18 protein-coding genes are annotated in these 17,813 nt (G+C 36.9%); 13 read left to right on the top strand and 5 right to left on the bottom strand.

The genetic code is table 11. From position 1 onward, the window contains the following. Nucleotides 1-38 precede the first annotated feature (38 nt). Nucleotides 39-746 carry a DUF421 domain-containing protein gene (locus MKY02_RS20810; protein WP_081730030.1) on the bottom strand — a complete coding sequence of 236 codons (708 nt, stop codon included), beginning with the start codon at nucleotides 744-746 and terminating at the stop codon, nucleotides 39-41. A 148-nt stretch (nucleotides 747-894) separates the two neighbouring features. On the opposite strand from MKY02_RS20810, the gene MKY02_RS20805 reads away from it, so the two are divergent. Continuing rightward, a complete protein-coding gene (locus MKY02_RS20805) occupies nucleotides 895-2,109 on the top strand; it encodes an MFS transporter (RefSeq protein WP_038180808.1) in 1,215 nt (404 codons plus the stop codon). A 63-nt stretch (nucleotides 2,110-2,172) separates the two neighbouring features. On the opposite strand, the gene MKY02_RS20800 is transcribed toward MKY02_RS20805, so the two are convergent. After that, nucleotides 2,173-2,847, bottom strand: coding sequence for a universal stress protein (locus tag MKY02_RS20800; RefSeq protein WP_038180804.1), 675 nt, complete (start codon nucleotides 2,845-2,847; stop codon nucleotides 2,173-2,175). 313 nt (nucleotides 2,848-3,160) lie between these two features. Then, a complete protein-coding gene (locus tag MKY02_RS20795) occupies nucleotides 3,161-3,292 on the bottom strand; it encodes a hypothetical protein (RefSeq protein WP_268746457.1) in 132 nt (43 codons plus the stop codon). Between MKY02_RS20795 and MKY02_RS20790 the strand changes: the two genes are divergently transcribed. From MKY02_RS20790 to MKY02_RS20750, 9 genes are all read left to right on the top strand, one after another. Next, on the top strand, nucleotides 3,292-3,567 hold the full coding sequence (locus MKY02_RS20790; protein WP_051448597.1) for a hypothetical protein: 276 nt from the start codon (nucleotides 3,292-3,294) through the stop codon (nucleotides 3,565-3,567). The two genes, MKY02_RS20795 and MKY02_RS20790, sit on opposite strands and share 1 nt — an antisense overlap. A gap of 113 nt (nucleotides 3,568-3,680) precedes the next feature. Continuing rightward, on the top strand, nucleotides 3,681-3,926 hold the full coding sequence (locus MKY02_RS20785) for a PHP-associated domain-containing protein (protein WP_081730029.1): 246 nt from the start codon (nucleotides 3,681-3,683) through the stop codon (nucleotides 3,924-3,926). A gap of 443 nt (nucleotides 3,927-4,369) precedes the next feature. Beyond that, complete coding sequence (locus MKY02_RS20780) at nucleotides 4,370-6,775, top strand: Na+/H+ antiporter subunit A (protein ID WP_038180801.1); 2,406 nt, start codon at nucleotides 4,370-4,372, stop codon at nucleotides 6,773-6,775. Then, a complete protein-coding gene (locus MKY02_RS20775) occupies nucleotides 6,765-7,187 on the top strand; it encodes a Na(+)/H(+) antiporter subunit B (protein WP_038180798.1) in 423 nt (140 codons plus the stop codon). The genes MKY02_RS20780 and MKY02_RS20775 overlap by 11 nt, the downstream gene beginning before the upstream one ends. Nucleotides 7,188-7,190: 3 nt before the next feature. Further along, a complete protein-coding gene (locus MKY02_RS20770) occupies nucleotides 7,191-7,529 on the top strand; it encodes a Na(+)/H(+) antiporter subunit C (protein WP_038180795.1) in 339 nt (112 codons plus the stop codon). Further along, a complete protein-coding gene (locus MKY02_RS20765; protein ID WP_038180792.1) occupies nucleotides 7,522-9,003 on the top strand; it encodes a Na+/H+ antiporter subunit D in 1,482 nt (493 codons plus the stop codon). Before MKY02_RS20770 ends, MKY02_RS20765 begins: the two co-directional genes overlap by 8 nt. A 21-nt stretch (nucleotides 9,004-9,024) precedes the next feature. Continuing rightward, a complete protein-coding gene (locus MKY02_RS20760) occupies nucleotides 9,025-9,507 on the top strand; it encodes a Na+/H+ antiporter subunit E (RefSeq protein WP_038180789.1) in 483 nt (160 codons plus the stop codon). Continuing rightward, complete coding sequence (locus MKY02_RS20755) at nucleotides 9,507-9,791, top strand: Na(+)/H(+) antiporter subunit F1 (protein WP_038180787.1); 285 nt, start codon at nucleotides 9,507-9,509, stop codon at nucleotides 9,789-9,791. The genes MKY02_RS20760 and MKY02_RS20755 overlap by 1 nt, the downstream gene beginning before the upstream one ends. Beyond that, nucleotides 9,769-10,140, top strand: a complete 372-nt coding sequence (locus tag MKY02_RS20750; RefSeq protein ID WP_038180784.1) for a Na+/H+ antiporter subunit G — start codon at nucleotides 9,769-9,771, stop codon at nucleotides 10,138-10,140. The genes MKY02_RS20755 and MKY02_RS20750 overlap by 23 nt, the downstream gene beginning before the upstream one ends. Nucleotides 10,141-10,258: 118 nt before the next feature. Here the strand turns inward: MKY02_RS20750 and MKY02_RS20745 are convergent, their stop codons facing one another. Both MKY02_RS20745 and MKY02_RS20740 read right to left on the bottom strand, forming a co-directional pair. Further along, a complete protein-coding gene (locus MKY02_RS20745; protein ID WP_038180952.1) occupies nucleotides 10,259-10,960 on the bottom strand; it encodes a response regulator transcription factor in 702 nt (233 codons plus the stop codon). After that, nucleotides 10,953-13,664, bottom strand: a complete 2,712-nt coding sequence (locus MKY02_RS20740) for a sensor histidine kinase KdpD (RefSeq protein WP_340709394.1) — start codon at nucleotides 13,662-13,664, stop codon at nucleotides 10,953-10,955. The genes MKY02_RS20745 and MKY02_RS20740 overlap by 8 nt, the downstream gene beginning before the upstream one ends. 264 nt (nucleotides 13,665-13,928) lie before the next feature. On the opposite strand from MKY02_RS20740, the gene kdpF reads away from it, so the two are divergent. From kdpF to kdpB, 3 genes are read left to right on the top strand one after another with little or no spacing between them, the layout of a single operon-like run. Beyond that, entirely contained in the window at nucleotides 13,929-14,009 is an 81-nt protein-coding gene (kdpF, locus tag MKY02_RS22115) for a K(+)-transporting ATPase subunit F (RefSeq protein ID WP_076034203.1), read from the top strand. A gap of 23 nt (nucleotides 14,010-14,032) precedes the next feature. After that, complete coding sequence (gene kdpA, locus MKY02_RS20735) at nucleotides 14,033-15,727, top strand: potassium-transporting ATPase subunit KdpA (protein WP_340711654.1); 1,695 nt, start codon at nucleotides 14,033-14,035, stop codon at nucleotides 15,725-15,727. A gap of 15 nt (nucleotides 15,728-15,742) precedes the next feature. Beyond that, nucleotides 15,743-17,809 carry a potassium-transporting ATPase subunit KdpB gene (gene kdpB / locus MKY02_RS20730; protein ID WP_038180775.1) on the top strand — a complete coding sequence of 689 codons (2,067 nt, stop codon included), beginning with the start codon at nucleotides 15,743-15,745 and terminating at the stop codon, nucleotides 17,807-17,809. The last annotated feature ends 4 nt before the right edge of the window (nucleotides 17,810-17,813 follow it).

Genomic DNA, 17,813 nt, shown 5'->3' with positions numbered 1-17,813 from the left:
AATCATAATTTTATTCTTAATAATAAGTAAATGAATTATTATATATCCTTATCCCTCACGGTAATATACAGTGAGCCATTGGGTTGGACCTGAGCGTAAAATACATCATTTACAGCTTCAATCTCTTTTTTGCGGAGCTTACGTATTAACCAATCTTCAGTTAAATTTAGTTCCTCCATTGTACTCCAGACGATCTTCCCATCAGCGATAACTTCCATGGGTATATGAGGGGGAGTTGAGACGTCGGCCTTTACATCTTGTTTTGTGGCACTCTGTTGAGGAGTCTTTTTCAAAATGCTCAGTTCTCCATTTGTTTCTAAGACAGCGTATTCTATATCTTGAATTGAGAAGACGGATTGTTCACGCATCATCATCATGACATCATCCATATGCAGCCTCGCGGATTTTAATGCTTGTACAGATAGCTCACCATGTTTAATGATAACTGTAGGTGTATCATCGATTATTACTCGTATCTTTGGAAACTTAATTGCGAGGATACTCATAAGTATTGTCAAAGCAGTCCACCATACTAGAGAAATCAAGCCATCTATAAAGGGTGTTTCTTCTTGAGAAGCGATTTCTGCAGCTGTCGAACCAATCGTAATACCTGTAATGTAATGGAAAAACGTTAACTGACTTAGCTGTTTTTTCCCGAGCCAACGTGCCAATATGAGGAGTACTATAAATGATATGGTTGTTCTCAGCATCATTTCCCAAAAGTTAATCTCGAAAAAATGGTCCATGTAAATCAAACTCCTTTTCACTTCATATCTGTTAGCTTTCCTTTAAAAACAATAGATATTCCCGATTAATATGAAAACATTTGCTTAATTATTGTTATAATAAGTAAATTGATTATTTCGTAAACAGAAGGAAGTGTAATGAAAGAAGATGACGACAGTAAATAAAACGCACTCGCTAGGGAATCCAGTATATCCGATAATGTTTGCAATAGGGCTTTGTCATTTGTTCAATGATACTTTACAAGCCGTTATCCCAGCGATGTTTCCAGTATTAGAAAGTGAGCGAGGTTTAACATTTACTCAACTTGGTTTTATAGCATTCGCATTAAATATGGTAGCTTCAGTATTACAACCGGTTGTTGGTTATTTTAGCGATAAAAAGCAAAAACCTTATGCACTACCGCTTGGTATGACTAGCTCATTTATTGGTATGGCAGGTTTAGCTTTTGCCGCAGATTACTGGATGATCTTAGTTTCGGTTATATTTTTAGGTTTTGGCTCTGCTATTTTCCATCCAGAAGGTTCACGTGTTTCTTTTATGGCCGCAGGTTCGAAACGTGGATTGTCACAATCTATTTATCAAGTTGGTGGTAATTCAGGACAAGCACTTGCACCTTTGATTAGTGGCTTTATTTTAGTGCCATTTGGTCAAAAAGGAGCAGCGTGGTTTTTAATTGTTGCCGCTATAGGCATCATAGTTTTAACTAAAATTTCAGCGTGGTATAAAAAACAGTTAGAGGAAGAACGTTTATCTAAAAAGAAAAAAGGGATTATTTCTTCTTTGCCACAAATGACGAAAAAGCAAATAGGAATAGCACTGGGCTTATTAATGATGGTCATTTTTGTTCGTTCATTTTATGTGACGAATATAACAAGCTTTTATATTTTTCATTTAATGGATAAGTATGGATTGACTATACAAAAAGGGCAGTTGATTATTTTTATATTTTTAGCTATTGGTGCAGTTGGGACATTCTTTGGGGGACCGATGGCAGACAAATTAGGGCGTAAAAATATCATCTTATTATCGGTGCTTGTACCGATGCCACTTGCCTTAATATTGCCTTATGTTCCATTGTGGGGTGTTATTGTACTACTTATTTTAATAGGATTCTTCATTATGCTAAGTTTTTCTGTGACAGTAGTTTACGCACAAGAATTAGTACCAAGTAAAATTGGCACTATGGCAGGATTAACGGTTGGATTAGCTTTTGGGATGGGAGCAATCGGAGCAGTAGTTATTGGTATTATGATGGACCATTATGGGATTTTTAAAACAATGGTTGTTATATCTGTATTACCAATACTTGCATTAGTTGCTTTTGCATTACCGACAGATCGTAAATGGAAATTAAAAAGTTAAAGGTATTTATAAGTGAAAAAGCTGTCTAATGGTTCATTTAAATAACCATTTAGACAGCTTTTATTATTGGCGAGATTTACTTGGGATTTTCGTTGAATCTGTTACATGATTTTCAGAGATATGTACCTCATGCATTTTGTTTTCATGCATAAACTTGAAGATACCATTGTCAAAATCAGTACCAATTTCTTTGAAGAAAATACCTTCGTAATAAATGTTTTTTGAGCATGTAAAGCTTACTTTATAATCGTTACCGTCCTCTAGTAAATATGCTCGAACACCTTTTTCGAACATCGCATCTTCTTCATTACGGACGTGACGTTCAACAGAAACGACATGTAAATCGACAAAAGAGATTGTTTTAAGAAGTAAATTCATAAATGAACCTTTCGTAATTTCCTCCCATCGACTTTGTGCAGTTTGTCCAATAACGACTTGTGTGATGTTGTATTGGTGTGCAACCTCTGCAATAACATTTTGTATTGGCTTTTTCTCGTTGTCGCGAATGATAAATTCCTCTACCTCTAGCTCTTCCGCAAGTTGTTGCCAATTGTTAAGATATTCAACCTTCTCAGCATCGAAGTTATCAAATGGCTGCGGATCAACCGTTAGAATATAGAGTGGACAATCTAGCATTTTAGCCATTTTATACCCTCTGCGAATCAATCTTTCTCCGTTTGCTCCGTAGTATGCACATACTAAAATACTCTCGTCCATACGTCCTCTTAAATGTTTCACGGCAGTTCACACCTCGTGTTTAGTATTTTGTTCCTTTATATGAAAGTGTCTTAATTTTATATGGTTAGTTGAAGCAAGAATATAAATACCTGACTGCGTCTAGGAATAATCCGTTTTATCACTTTTAGAGTTGACTCTTTTTCTTCAAAATAATCATGAATACTAATATGTATCCATATGGCTTCTTATTATGATGGTACTCACATTTATAGTCAAGTGCCCAAATATGTAAAAATTTATTGTTTAATAAGAGGTTATAAGGAAAGGACCTCGTTTGATAAGAAAGATAAACAATAATAAATTAAATTAAAAATTATCTACGCAATAAATCTTTATATTTACTGCGTAATGAATTTAATTTTTCGAGTTTTGAAATAGAATTTTCCTTCAACTGTTTTCCTACATCAATAATTAAATTTTCTATTAAAAAAGTGGGAGCAATCATTGAATGGAACTCCCATAACGCACCTCTACTTTGATCAAACATTTGTTTATGAAAATGAGTATTACCTAATTGACGGCATAAAGGTCTTTCCAGCAATGGAAGTGGATATTAAAGAAGTAGGACATATTTTATTAATTGGTAATCGTACAGATATTGGTGAACTACGTATAGCCCTTGAACCGTTTACAGATAAAAATAGCTTTATTGAATTTGAACAGTTACTTGAAAAAGCTGAAGCATATAATCTTTTGAAAATAGGTGCTCACCCATTTTGAGACAGTACTTCATTGAATGAGTTGGATCCACAATTGCTTTGTAGGTTAGATGCATTCGATTTAAATGGGAAAGACTTATATCAACAGGGTATTAATGAGAATTCTGAAAAAGTATAGGCTTCGCAGAAAATCTAGAAAAATCAGTTGTTGGTGGCAGTGATACGCATCATTTTATGCAATATGGGTGTATTGTAAATGAGCTTGAACAAGAATGTTCAACAATCGATGAACTGAAAAAAGTAATCTTTGAAGGTAGATATACGATTGAGATTTCTTCAGAACTACATGAGAAGGTTAAAACAGCAAAAGAGATGAAAGAAATAGAGAAAAGAAAAATGGAAAAGTTAATCAAAAATTAACATGAAGAAGATGTATTATAACGGCGGATTTTTTATGACATGATGGAGGTTATGTCTATAGAAAATTCGTCTTTTTTTAATATTGATAAAGAAAAATTAACAATTTTATGACTATTTATTGTGTCAGGGGTGTCTATTATGATGATTCGAGTAGCATAAAAGTGAAATGACCGAGAAAATATTGTATAATTTACAGGTAATATCGTTATATCCTTTTTAATATATTATCGCCATAATATGCGTTCATAGATATTAAATAGATGTAATACTAGTTTTTTACCACGTATTGTTTTACCCCTAATTCTGCATTCTTTCATTAATAAAGCACTATAAGAACCTTAGTCAGGACTCTTAATATGTTGGTAAGTATTTTGCCATAGGTTAACCATTTCAAATTAAAATTCACATAATTTTAGAATACTGTTACAAGGAGGTTTGGACTTTTGACAATAAATTTGGCAATTGTAATACCGTTTTTGATGGCAATACTTATTCCAATACTATATAGGCGTTTTACAAAACTACATATAGGTTGGCTTGTATTAGCCGTTCCTGTCATTATTTTTATAATGCTAGTTCGATTAGTCCCATTTGTGGCGGAAGGTCATACTTATTCTCATACGTATAATTGGATTCCTTCTTTAGATATAAACTTTACAACATATTTAGATGGACTAAGTATGATTTTTGGACTTCTTATCACTGGTGTAGGTAGCTTAGTTATTTTATATTCCATTTTCTATTTATCTGCTAAAGAATCCCTTCAACATTTTTACTGCTATTTACTCCTTTTTATGGGCGCTATGCTTGGCGTCGTATTTTCCGATAATTTAATGGTGTTGTACGCTTTTTGGGAGCTTACAAGTGTTTCTTCATTCCTGCTTATTGCGTTTTGGCATCATCGTAAAGCTTCGCGTGCTGGTGCACAAAAAGCGATGCTTATTACAGTTACTGGCGGCGTTTCGATGCTTGTTGGTTTTATTATGTTGCATATGATGACGGGTTCATATAGTGTGCATGAAATCATACGTAATGTAAGTGAATTCACGGACCATCAGCTGTTTATTCCTGCAATGATATTAATATTATTTGGAGCATTTACAAAATCTGCACAGTTCCCATTCCATATATGGTTGCCAGATGCGATGGAAGCACCAACGCCCGTTAGTGCATATTTACATTCAGCTACGATGGTGAAGGCTGGAATATACTTAGTTGCACGGTTAACGCCTATTTTCGGTGGAGATGCGATTTGGTTTTGGCTTGTCACTGTAGCTGGGCTTGTGACGTTGTTCTGGGGTTCGTTTAATGCGGTGAAACAAACGGATTTAAAAGCATTACTCGCATTTTCAACCGTCAGTCAATTAGGACTTATTATGAGTTTGTTTGGTATGGGTTCAGTCGCCTTTAGGCTGGGTTATTCAGACTCTACTATTATTTATACACAGGCAACTTTTGCTGCACTTTTCCATTTAGTAAACCACTCAACCTTTAAAGGTGCATTATTTATGATGGTTGGAATAGTGGATCACGAGCTAGGTACACGTGATGTACGGAGGCTTGGGGGCTTGATGTCACTAATGCCTCTGACGTTTACGGTCGCTGTCATTGGTAGTTTGTCGATGGCTGGAATGCCACCATTTAATGGCTTCTTAAGTAAAGAGATGTTCTTTGCGGCAGCGATTCATATGAGAGAACTTGATATCTTTTCAATTAGTAGTATAGGGATATTATTCCCTGTTGTAGCTTGGATAGCGAGTATTTTCACATTTGTATATTGCATGATCATCATTTTTAAAACATTCTTTGGTAAACCTTATGAAAACAATGAGGGGAAACCTATTCACGAGGCACCAATAGGAATGCTTGTCTCTCCAATTATTTTATGTGTGCTTGTTGTAGGAATATTCGTTTTCCCAAATGTTCTTGGTCAATACATTTTGAAACCTGCAATGGCAAGTATTTATCCGGGATTTGCTCCTGCTGATGTACTTACGCCAGAAATTCATGCTTGGCATGGTATTAATACGGAATTACTCATGACGATAGGGGTCGTTATTGTTGGGGTAATGTTGTACAGGAAATTAAAAACGTGGAAGCCTGTGTATCGAATATTCCCATATCGTTTTTCGTTTAATGAACTGTTCAGGCATTTATTAGAGGTACTTGAAAGTGGTTCAAATAAGGTGACAACTAGTTATATGACGGGTTCACTAAGGAAATATGTCCTTTATATCTATTTATTTTTCATTTTAGCGGTTGGTGGCTATTTCTTATTTAGTGGTGGATTTGCGTATAGTAGTGCAAATGATGCGCCGGTTGAGATTTATGAGTTGATGTTAATCATTGTGATGTTGTTAGCTGGCATATCTATGCTTTTTGTTAAGTCACGATTAACGGCTACTTTATTAAACGGGGTTATTGGCTTCGGTGTATCAATTTTCTTCGTTATTTTCCGAGCACCAGATCTCGCTTTGACACAGCTTATTGTGGAGTCCGTGACGACAGTGTTATTTTTACTTTGCTTTTCATTTTTACCAGAATGGAAACGAGAGGATTCTCCAAAATCAGTGAAGATAAGTAATGCAGTAGTCGCTGGTGCAGTAGGCGCGCTTGTAGTGGTGATGTCATTTGCAGTAATGTACTATGATGAATTTGATTCAATTTCTTCATATTTTGAGAATGCATACGAGCTAGCCGGAGGCGCCAATATCGTTAATACGATCTTAGGTGATTTCCGTGGTTTTGATACGATGCTTGAAGTGGTGGTTCTCTTTATTGCCGGCTTAGGTGTTTATACACTGATTAAACTGAAGGCGAGAAAGGAGGATACAGACAATGAAAATTAATGATGTAATTTTGCGGACGGTAACAAAAATTGTCGTCTTTATCATTTTGACATTGTCCGTTTATTTATTCTTCTCAGGGCATTATTCTCCAGGTGGAGGCTTTATCGGGGGGCTAGTACTTGCATCTGCAATTGTATTAATGTACTTAACTTCAGATATTGAGACAGTGCATAAAGGTATGCCGTTTGATTTTAAATTAGTTGCAGCACTGGGCGTGTTGATAGCTACAGGGACGGGTTTTGCCTCAGTCATTTTCGGCAAAGATTTCATGACACAGGCTGCTATGAAATTGAATTTACCGATTTTTGGTGAAACGGAATTAGCCTCTGTTGTATTATTTGAAGCAGGTGTGGCAATGACCGTTATTGGTGTCGTTGTTACCATAATTTTAAGCATAAGTGAGGATGAGTAGACGATGGAAACATTAATGATTTTATTAATCGGTGTGCTAATTGCAGTCGCTACGTATTTAATCCTCTCGAAAAATTTGATCCGAGTGATTTTAGGAACTGCTGTATTATCGCATGCAGTCCATTTATTAATATTAACAATTGCCGGTGTTAAAAAGGGTAATGTACCGCTGTTGGAAGAAGCTGAAGCTCCGTATACAGATGCACTGCCACAGGCATTAATTTTAACAGCAATTGTTATTAGCTTTGCTGTGACAGCTTTTGTTTTGGTACTAGCTTATCGCACATATCAATCCAATGGAACAGATGACTTGGAAGGATTGCGGGGGCCAGAGAATGAATAACATTGTAGTAATTCCTTTAATTTTACCAATTATGCTTGGTATCGCACTCGTGTTTTTACGTCCATATGTGAAGACACAACGTGTGATTAGTCTGTTGACGATGGTAGCAATAGCTATTGTAAGTGTGATAATGCTTGGAAGAATTCAAGAGACGGGTATTATGCGACTTGATTTTGGTGGTTGGAAGCCACCGTTCGGTATTTTATTTGTTGCAGATTCTTTTGCTGTATTACTTGTATTAACAACGAGTATTGTGACAGCCATTTGTTTGCTTTATGCGTTTTCGTCTATTGGTGAGAAACGAGAAAACATGTTTTTTTATCCGTTCGTGTTATTACTAGTAGCGGGTGTAAATGGTTCCTTTTTAACAGGAGATATTTTTAATTTATTTGTTTGTTTTGAAGTGATGTTGTTGGCATCGTATGTACTTATTACGCTTGGTGGGGAAAAGGCACAGCTACGTGAATCATTAAAATATGTACTAATAAATGTATTGGCTTCTTGGTTTTTCTTAGTAGCACTTGCGTATTTATACGGCACATTAGGAACATTGAATATGGCGCATTTAGCAGAGCGAGTTGCTGAAGCTGGGCAAGACCCTATTTTGACGACAATAGCGTTACTTTTTCTAGTTGTCTTTGCATTAAAAGCTGGTCTACTGTTATTTTTCTGGTTGCCAGGTTCATATAGTGTGCCTCCTACTGCTGTGGCAGCTTTGTTTGGAGCTCTTCTAACAAAGGTTGGGATTTATGCCTTGTTCCGTATGTTCACACTTATTTTCATACATCAGCCGGAAGTGACGCATATGCTCATTAAAGGTATGGCAGCGGTGACGATCATTGCTGGTTGTTTAGGGGCTTTAGCGTATAAAGATATACGCCAAATTGTTGCGTATAATGTTGTGATTGCTGTGGGCTTTGTATTAATTGGACTTAGCGTTTCGACAGAAGCGGCTTTTGAAGGAGCCATTTATTATTTAATGCACGATATGATAGCGAAGGCTATGCTGTTCTTACTTGCTGGTACGATGATTTACTTAACTGGAGAAAAGCGCTTTGACAAGATGAGTGGTTTGATAAGAAATTACCCTGTTTTGGGTTGGATGTTCTTTGTTGTAATGGTATCACTTGCTGGGATTCCACCTCTTAGCGGATTTGTAGGCAAGGTACTTATTGGGCAAGGACTGATTGAGACAGGTTCATACGTATTATTAGCACTGGCATTTATATCAAGTGTTGTTGTGTTGTATTCATTATTACGTATCTTCTTAAATGCTATTTTTGGCGAAACAATTATAAGTATTGAAGATGAAACGCCTTTGCCGAAAAGAATGCTTACTCCAATTGTATTATTTGCAATTTGCACGATTGCACTTGGCTTTGGAGCAGAGGGGTTGTCCAGTTATGTAAGTGATGCGGCAAATACTTTAGCTAACCCATCAATTTATATTGATGCAGTGCTCGGCGGAAAATAAGAAGGAAAGAGGTGAGACGTGATGCCCGCACAGTTTTTATTGAATATATTTATCGCGGTGCTATGGATGTTATTGAAAGATGAAGATGCCCCGTATTTCTCTACATTTATGACGGGATTTGTTGTTGGAATCGGAATATTGTATTTGATGCATCGCTTTTTTGGAACTCAATTTTACTTAAAAAGATTGTTTGCACTCATTAAATTGCTGTTTCTTTTTATATGGGAACTGTTATTATCTAGCGAGCTTGTTTTAAAGCAGATTTGTAGTCCAAAGTTGAAGATAAAGCCTGGGATTTTCACATATAAAACAGCCTTAAATGGTGATTTGGAAATTACTACTCTTTCAATTTTATTAACGCTGACCCCTGGTTCGGTTGTGATGGAAATATCGCCAGAAGGAGACCTTTTCTACATTCATGCAATGGATTTGGAAAAGTCAAAGGCAGATGTACTACGCTCAATTGGTAACTTTGAGAAAGCAATTATGGAGGTGACACGCTAATGAAGGAGACGATATTACTCATTTCACTAACATTATTTGCATTGACGATTATGGTTGCGTTTTACAGAGTTTTACGTGGTCCTTCAATGCCAGATCGCGTAGTAGGTCTTGATATGATTGGTGTTAATTTGCTTTCGATGATAGCGATTATTTCAATTGTATTGAAGACGAAGGCATTTCTAGAGGTTATTTTGATTTTGGGAATTCTGTCGTTCATTGGGACGATTGCATTTTCAAAATATCTAGAGAGGGGCACTATAGTTGAACGTAAATCCGATCATTGAGTGGGTAGGTGTGTTATTGATTTTAGGTGGTAGTCTGATGAGTTTAATTAGCGCATTTGGTTTGCTTCGCTTGCCAGATGTGTATACTCGTTCACATGCAGCCACGAAGAGTTCAACATTAGCTGTACTACTATCGCTTCTTGGTGCGTTCTTATACTTTTGGGCGCATGAAGGCTATATAAGTGTTCGTTTAATACTTGGTATTGTCTTTGTGTTTTTAACAGCTCCTGTAGCAGGACATTTGATTACTCGTGCTGCGTATCGTTCAGGTGTTGAGTTATCGGAGTCTTCGGATGATGATGAACTTGAGGATGTCTTGTTCCCTGAAGGGCGCAATAAGGGGAGTTAGGAATTGAGTTTTATAGGAAGCGAAAGGCTATCTGATTAAGTGGAATTGCTTAATTAGATAGCCTTTTTAATGTATTAGATGCTAGAGCTCTACCTATAGATTAAATGTTTTCTCTACATTATTCGTCCTCATAACGAAGCATTCGGTACCCGACACGTACATGAGTTTGAATATACTTTGGGTTTGCAGGATTCTCTTCAATTTTCTTGCGTAAAGTTGCCATGAAAACCCGCAAACTGGGTACATCAGATGGTAATACTTGTTGCCAAACTTCTTTCAATAGAAAATTGTGCGTCAATACTTTTCCAACATGTTTGGCCAATACGACCAATAATTTGTACTCAATTGGTGTAAGGTGAATTTCTTCTCCACGAATAAATACGGTGTTAGCTAAATAGTCAATTTTCAAATTACCATTAGTAAATATGGGAAGTTCCATATCTAGAAGACTGTCTTTTTTTACTCTCCTAAGAGCTACCCGAATTCGAGCAAGTAGTTCATCTACGCTAAATGGTTTCGTCACATAATCATCTGCCCCTGCATCGAGAGCGTGAATTTTATCATGCTCCTCACCACGTGCGCTGACAATAATAATTGGAGTTTGGGACCATCCACGAATTTTATTAATCACTTCAATGCCATCCATATCTGGTAGGCCAAGATCAAGAATAATTACATCTGGTGGCATTGAAAGTACCTTTTGCAATGCTGATTTACCATCAATAGCAATATCGTATTCATAGCCTTGCGTACTCAATGTCATTTTAATCAAATTTCCAATTGCTTTATCATCTTCTATAACAAGAATTCGGTTATTCATTGACATTGACAACTCCTTTTTGAAGTACAAAACTAAAAACGGTACCTTTTGGTTTATTGTCTGAAACAGTTAATTTACTATCGTGTACTCTTAGGATGGTTTGGCATAGTGCTAAGCCGAGCCCTAGACCCCTTCGGCTATCACTACGATAATTTTTCCCTATTGTAAAAGGTTCAAATAGTCGTGTTTTTAGAGCATCATCAATGCCAGGTCCATTATCGCTAATACTTATATGCACATAGTCTCCCTGCTCCTTTGCAGATAAGATAATCTCACTTCCTGCTGGAGTATATGTCAGTGCATTATCAATAATATTGATAATCACTTGAATGATAAGTCGTGCATCCATCACAGCAAATAACAAGTCTGGCTCGACATGACAATGAATTTGATGTGTATGTTCATTACGAACTACATGCATGAGCGCCTCTTGTATAATATCTTCAACAAGTTCAGGTCTCATCTCAATCGCAAGTTGCCCATCATCTAGCTTTGAAACGGCAAGCAAATTCTCTACCATTTGTACAAGCCATTTTGAGTTGCTGTAAATATCTTGGTATAGCTGTTTTTTTTGCATATCGTCAATTTGGCTGCTTTTGGTTAATAATATATCAGCATTACCTGAAATACTCGTAAGTGGCGTCCTTAAATCGTGGGAGATGGCACGTAAAAAGTTTGCTCGCATTTGCTCAAGTTCAGCTTCCCGTGTAACTTGCTCATTGGATTTCTGTAAATACCATTTATCAATGGCAAACGAAAAATCATTCATAATCGCATGCAGAATATGTCGTTCAAAGGCAGGTAGTGGTGTTTCTTTCGACAACATAATACCAATTACTCCTTTGACATCATCACCAGAAAGAACTGGTAAATAATAAGAACTTGCTCCAGGAAACGTATCAGTAGAAACACCAGCTACCTGCTTATTATTGGAAACCCATGTTACTACAGCACGCTCGTTTCGATTATTAAATAGATTTTCCAACTCTTTATTTTTTGAATTAGTCATCACATCGGTTGGGAAAAATGATGTTTTCATAATCTGTTGATTGTTTATCTCAAAAAACATCGCTGGCTTTTCGACAAGCTTTACAACTTGTGACATACCCTCTGTAACAATTTCTTGTAACGATTTTGCTTGTTGTAGCTTACGGTTAGTTTCAAGCAAAACCTCCATTCGGTAAGACTTTTGTACAGCACCGAGAGCTTGTTTTTTTACTTTCCTAGTCAAACTACTTGTGATTATCCCAGAGATGAACATGATGAAAAATGTCATAGGATAATCTCTGTTGTATGCTTCAAATGAGAACCTTGGTTCAGTGAATATAAAATTGAAAATAAGAACGGCCATCAATGAACTAATTATGCTAAATACCCAGCTTGTCGACCAAATGGCAAGTATTAACACGCCTAAAATGTATATTGTTATGATATTGGCTTCACTTACGCCTATTCGTGCAAAGAACAAACCAATTAAGGATGCCAAGCTAAAAACGAATAGCATTTTTAGTAAGTCATACCAATTGAATTTTAGTTGTGATCGTACATCTGGGAAACGTATTGATTCGTTTTCTTGGTCAGGTACTATATACATAGCTAAATTAGGCACAAATTCGTTGAGCCGATCTCCGATTTTTGAATTAGGTTTCCACCACTGTTTTTTTGTAGTTGTTCTACCGATAACGAGTTTTGTAACACCACTCATTTGAGCATAATTGGCTAGTGCTGCAGCAACATCATCTTCTTGTACAGTCACTATATGGCCTCCAAGTTGCTCCGTTAGTTTAATATGCTGCTGTAACCTTTCTAAATTAACCTCGTTTTCATCCTTCATTTCTTTGTTATGTACATAAAGTGCAGTGAATTTTCCGTGTAAGGCTTGAGCAAGTCTCGCTGCAGTTCGGATTACTTTCGCATTTGTAGGTGAACTACTGATACCTACTAAAATATGTTCCTCAATTTGAGAGGTATGGAACAGTGAACAGCTTTCCTGCGTTTTCTGATAATCAATTGTATCGGCAGTCCTGCGCAAAGCTATTTCGCGGAGTGCTATTAAGTTAGCTTTTTGAAAAAAATGTTGCATTGCTTTTTCAGCCTGTTGAGTGTGATAAATTTTGCCTTCTTTTAATCTTTGAATTAGATCATCAGGCTCAATATCTACGAGTTTTATTTGTGTAGCATTATCAATCAGATAATCTGGAATACGTTCATTTACTTTTACACCCGTAATTTCTTCAACCAAATCATGAAGACTCTCAATATGTTGGATATTAACAGTTGTATAAACATGAATTCCTTTTGCTAATAATTCTTGAACATCACCGAATCGTTTTAAATGGCGCATTGTTGGAACATTTGTATGCGCTAGTTCATCAACCAGTACAAGATCAGGTTTACGTTCAAGCACTGCATCTATATCCAGTTCTTCAAATGACTTTCCTTTATAGTGAATCTTTTTGGTAGGAACCATCTCAAGTCCGTCGAGCAAAGCAGCTGTTTCTGGTCGGGGATGTGGTTCAACATAGCCAACAACTACATCCAAACCTAGCTTTTTTGCTTGATGGGCAGTATCGAGCATTGAATATGTTTTTCCTACTCCAGCAGCATACCCAAGAAATATCTTCAGGCTCCCCGATGCTTCTTTTGATTCCTGTCTTTTTACCTTAGCTAAAATAGCATCGGGATTAGGGCGCGTGTATTCCATCCATCTTCACCTCCTTCTTATTATAGCCCCAACTAGCATTAAGACAGTATTAAGATTGAATCTTAATACCATTTTAATACAATTAGCTCTTTTTCTAACACTACATTAATTTTAACTGCATTATGATTATCCATGAAATCAATAGAAGGAGTGATTGACTTGATGGATTTATATATGGTCATTGCATTAATCCTAAGTTTTGCTAGTCTCTATTCGCTAACGGCTTGGTGTTACAAGCAAGTAGACAATTAAGGGGGTCTCATTATGTGGGTTGTAATAGGTATCATTATTGTTTCATTGTTTGGTTATTTAGGTTATGCATTGCTCTATCCAGAAAACTATTAATAAACCTATAGGGGGAAATAAATATGTGGCAAATTGCCTTAGTGCTAGTCATTTATTTACCGCTTGTCATTGCAGCAGGTCATTATTTGTATCAAGTGACGATGCAGCAAAAGACATGGCTTGATCCGGTAATGAATCGCGTGGATAACATTATCTATAAATTTTGTGGAATCAAGCAAGTTGATATGACCGGTAAACAATATGTAATAGCGCTCATTCTATCAAACGCAATTATGGTATTCATCGGCTATTTCATATTACGGATTCAGTCGACTTTATTTCTTAATCCAAATGATATCGATAACATGGAATCCACGTTGTCATTCAATACGATTATTTCATTTATGACAAACACAAATTTGCAACACTATAGCGGAGAATCAGGGTTAAGCTATTTGGCTCAGATGCTTGTCATCACATTCATGATGTTCACATCGGCAGCGACAGGTTATGTTGCATGCATGGCATTCTGTCGTAGATTGGTAGCAAAATCGGATACAATCGGAAACTTCTTTGTGGATTTTGTACGTGTGATAACACGCTTATTAATACCTCTTTCATTTATAGTGGCGTTAATTTTAGTAGCCCAAGGTTCGCCACAAACTTTAAATGGTAACGAAACAGTTCAGACAATAGAAGGGAAAATGCAGGATATTGCACTTGGCCCTATTGCATCCCTTGAATCGATTAAACACATCGGTACAAATGGTGGTGGTTTTAACGGAGCCAATTCAACCACACCCTTTGAAAATCCAACAGTCATTTCAAACATTGTGGAAATGCTATCTATGATGTTATTGCCTGGTGCTTGTGTTGTGACATTCGGTTTAATGGTAGCAAATCGACGTAAGAAAACGCTATTTGGCAAACAAGGTTTGGTTATTTTTGCAGCTATGTGTATTCTTCTCCTCATCGGCTTAGTTACTTGTTACATAGCAGAAAGTGTAGGTAACCCCATAATTAATAATCTAGGTATCTCTCAAGATATAGGTAGTATGGAAGGAAAGGAAATGCGCTTTGGTATCCCCCAATCTGTGTTGTTTACAGTGGTAACGACGGCCTTTACGACAGGCTCAATAAATAATATGCATGATTCTTTAACGCCGCTTGGTGGTATGGTACCAATGTTTAATATGATGCTGAATGTCGTGTTTGGGGGTAAAGGTGTTGGATTAATGAACATGATGATGTATGTCATGTTAACTATTTTCATCGCGTGTTTAATGATCGGACGTACTCCACAATTTTTGGGCAAAAAAATCGAAGAGAAAGAAATGAAATTAATTGCACTATGCATTTTAGTCCACCCGGCTCTTATATTGTTATTCTCAGCTCTTGCTGTAGCGACTACTGCTGGTATTGCAGGAATTACAAATCCGGGAGCACATGGATTATCACAGGTTTTATATGAATATGCCTCATCCTCAGCAAATAATGGTTCAGGGTTTGAAGGTTTAGCTGATAACTCGCCATTTTGGAACATGACCACTGGCTTTGCTATGTTCTTTGGACGCTATCTATCTATCATTATTCAACTTGCCATTGCGTCGCTTCTAGCGAAAAAGTTATGGCACAGTGATTCGGTGGGGACATTGAAAACCGACAATCCGATGTTCACATTCTTGCTTATTGCTATTGTCTTGATGATTGGTGCATTGACCTTCCTGCCAGCCTTAGCATTAGGCCCGATTACAGAACATTTACAAATACGTTCTTAATGAGGAGAGACATAAATGGAAACCGTAACGAAAAAGAGTTTTATAAATCGTGATATTATGAAGAGTTCAATTTTAGGCGCATTCAAAAAATTAAATCCTTTATATATGATAAAAAATCCGGTTATGTTCGTAGTGGAAGTAGGTTTTGTTTTTGTCGTTTTGTTAACCATTTTCCCGAATATGATGGGTGATGTCACTGAGGGATCAGCCCGTCTTTATAATGCGATAGTAGCTTTCATCTTGTTTATTACAATCTTATTTGCGAATTTCGCTGAATCCATTGCAGAAGGGCGTGGAAAAGCGCAAGTTCAGTCACTTAAGAAAACAAAAACAGTGACAGAGGCTTGCGTTTTACTTGCTGATGGAACGCAGGTCAAAAAACAAGCCGATGAACTTAAGAAAGGTGATATTGTCTTAGTTCAGGCAGGAGAAGTTATCCCAAATGACGGGGAAGTAATTGATGGAATTGCAACAGTTGATGAATCGGCAATCACTGGCGAGTCAGCACCTGTTGTGAAAGAACGAGGTGGAGACTTTTCATCTGTTACAGGTGGAACGACAGTGACGAGTGATTGGCTGGAAATTGAAATCACCTCACTGCCTGGGGAATCTTTTTTAGATAAAATGATTGCTCTTATTGAAGGGGCTAGTCGAAAAAAAACACCGAATGAAATTGCCCTAAATACGTTATTAGTCAGTTTAACGATTATCTTTTTACTGGTTGTTGTTACGCTTTATCCTATGACTACTTATCTACAAGTGCATATTCCAATCGCCACACTTGTTGCTTTGATCGTCTGTTTAATCCCAACAACAATTGGAGGATTGTTATCGGCAATTGGAATCGCAGGAATGGATCGTGTAACACAGTTCAATGTGATTGCTATGTCAGGTAAAGCTGTGGAATCATGCGGTGACGTGGATACATTGATTTTAGATAAAACAGGTACTATCACTTATGGAAATCGTTTTGCTTCCGAATTTTTACCTATCCAAGGTGTTGGGAAAAAAGAATTAATACGTGCGGCATGGTTAAGTTCATTGACAGATGATACGCCTGAAGGGAAATCTATTTTAGCTCTTGCAAGTCAATTAGATGTGGATAGTACTGATGAAAGAAAGGTCATTGATACGAGCGAACATATTGCATTTTCAGCATATACTCGCATGAGTGGTCTAGATATGAAGGATGGAACGAAAATACGTAAAGGTGCGTATGATTCGATAAAAAATAAGAGTGTAAATGCTGGTTATGAAGTACCGAAGGATCTAGAAAGTCTAGTTCATCAAGTATCATCTTTAGGTGGTACACCATTAGTAGTAATGAAGAATGAAAAGATTCTTGGCGTTATATATCTCAAAGATATCGTAAAGCCTGGTTTAAAAGAGCGTTTTGAAAAACTTCGTTCAATGGGGATTAAAACCATCATGTGTACAGGTGACAATCCACTCACTGCAGCTACAATAGCAAAAGAATCTGGAGTGGATAGCTTTATTGCTGAAAGCAAACCTGAAGATAAAATCAAGGTGATTAAAGATGAACAATCTCAAGGGAAAATTGTCGCTATGACAGGTGATGGCACGAACGATGCACCCGCTTTGGCACAAGCGAATGTGGGGTTAGCTATGAACTCGGGAACGAATGCTGCGAAAGAAGCAGCAAATATGGTTGATCTAGATTCTAATCCTACGAAAATTATTGAAGTTGTAGAAATAGGGAAGCAATTACTCATGACTAGAGGTGCATTAACGACGTTCAGTATTGCAAATGACGTAGCAAAATATTTCGCTATCATACCCGCTATGTTAATGGTTGCAGTTCCGGAAATGAGTGCTCTAAATATTATGCAGTTAAATTCACCAACAAGTGCAATCATTTCAGCACTAATCTTTAACGCGGTTATTATACCTCTCTTAATCCCAATAGCAATGAGGGGAGTGAAGTATGAGCCAATGAGTGCCTCGAAATTATTAAGAAGAAACTTGCTAGTATATGGGCTAGGAGGTATTATCGCACCCTTTATAGGTATTAAACTAATCGATTTAATGAGCGGACCAATATTGAATTTAATGGGTTTATAGGAGG

Origin of the sequence: Viridibacillus sp. FSL R5-0888 (assembly GCF_038009105.1) — a bacterium.
Lineage (GTDB): Bacteria > Bacillota > Bacilli > Bacillales_A > Planococcaceae > Viridibacillus > Viridibacillus arenosi.
This window is presented reverse-complemented; position numbering and strand designations above follow the sequence as displayed.

Bases quoted from the DNA above. Each gene is read 5' to 3' on its own strand.
- MKY02_RS20810 (WP_081730030.1), bottom strand. From the start codon at position 746: ATGGACCATTTTTTCGAGATTAACTTTTGGGAAATGATGCTGAGAACA.
- MKY02_RS20805 (WP_038180808.1), top strand. From the start codon at position 895: ATGACGACAGTAAATAAAACGCACTCGCTAGGGAATCCAGTATATCCG.
- MKY02_RS20795 (WP_268746457.1), bottom strand. From the start codon at position 3,292: ATGATTGCTCCCACTTTTTTAATAGAAAATTTAATTATTGATGTAGGA.
- MKY02_RS20775 (WP_038180798.1), top strand. From the start codon at position 6,765: ATGAAAATTAATGATGTAATTTTGCGGACGGTAACAAAAATTGTCGTC.
- MKY02_RS20770 (WP_038180795.1), top strand. From the start codon at position 7,191: ATGGAAACATTAATGATTTTATTAATCGGTGTGCTAATTGCAGTCGCT.
- MKY02_RS20765 (WP_038180792.1), top strand. From the start codon at position 7,522: ATGAATAACATTGTAGTAATTCCTTTAATTTTACCAATTATGCTTGGT.
- MKY02_RS20760 (WP_038180789.1), top strand. From the start codon at position 9,025: ATGCCCGCACAGTTTTTATTGAATATATTTATCGCGGTGCTATGGATG.
- MKY02_RS20755 (WP_038180787.1), top strand. From the start codon at position 9,507: ATGAAGGAGACGATATTACTCATTTCACTAACATTATTTGCATTGACG.
- MKY02_RS20745 (WP_038180952.1), bottom strand. From the start codon at position 10,960: ATGAATAACCGAATTCTTGTTATAGAAGATGATAAAGCAATTGGAAAT.
- MKY02_RS20740 (WP_340709394.1), bottom strand. From the start codon at position 13,664: ATGGAATACACGCGCCCTAATCCCGATGCTATTTTAGCTAAGGTAAAA.
- kdpF (WP_076034203.1), top strand. From the start codon at position 13,929: ATGTGGGTTGTAATAGGTATCATTATTGTTTCATTGTTTGGTTATTTA.
- kdpA (WP_340711654.1), top strand. From the start codon at position 14,033: ATGTGGCAAATTGCCTTAGTGCTAGTCATTTATTTACCGCTTGTCATT.
- kdpB (WP_038180775.1), top strand. From the start codon at position 15,743: ATGGAAACCGTAACGAAAAAGAGTTTTATAAATCGTGATATTATGAAG.